At 56.1% G+C, this 767-nt stretch carries 2 protein-coding genes; both read right to left on the reverse strand.

Going from position 1 to position 767, the window contains the following annotated elements; genetic code table 11:
* Positions 1-225: hypothetical protein (locus ACUNV4_RS30420; RefSeq protein WP_430882436.1), on the reverse strand; the 225-nt coding region annotated here is incomplete at its 3' end.
* 255 nt (positions 226-480) lie between these two features.
* Positions 481-767, reverse strand: a 287-nt coding sequence (locus ACUNV4_RS30425) for a helix-turn-helix domain-containing protein (protein ID WP_430882437.1), incomplete at its 5' end; no start/stop codon positions are given.

Here is a 767-nt window from a genome sequence, read left to right on the forward strand (position 1 = left end):
GTCTCGACCTGTGCTCTGCGCACCGGACTGCCCAAGATCGCTGTCAATAACGTGTATCCGCTCACTGGACCAACCCAATGCGATTGCCCGATCACGCAGTGCGTATTGTCGTTTTGTACTTTCCTGATTCTCAAATACCTGTCGCAATGATGATTGCCGGACATAAAGAAATGCGTCGCGCTGAAGGTGAGTGCTGGCTATTTTATGATGAGACTCAGTAAGCATGTCTGGACTCCGCTTGCACGTTGAGGATCATGGTTGCCAACTGCCGGACCAAGGCATCGTTGGTGGGTACTGATGGGGTTGGAGCCGGTACGGATCGTGACGAAGTAGTCGTGTCACGAGAGAGCATCTGGAGGCCTCGCAACATTCCGTGGTGGCACACTGCCGCCAGCCCGATTCTGAGCGAGCCGCCGTTAAACACTTGCGAGCGCAGTGACTCGTATACCGAAATCACTGCCGGAGGTAAATCGACGGAGGCTATTTTTGTTGGCGTTTTTTTTTCCGCTGCAGTGCTCGTTCAATGCTGCGTGGATGCACCTGAAGGCCGAATTCTGCTTCAACGAGTAGTGCCAGGCGGCGTGCTTGTATCGGGCCACCCTCGTCGATATGAGAGTCGATGAAGGCCATGATCCGGGCATCGAGTTTGTGAGCACCTTTGGGCCCCCGTTGCCGGGGTAAAAGCCCCGCCAGCCCGTCGCGATCATAGGCTGCCTGCGCCTGATAGAGGGTGGGACGCGACAAGCCGAAGCGTTCAGCAGCTTCGG

This window comes from Granulosicoccus sp. 3-233, assembly GCF_052681095.1.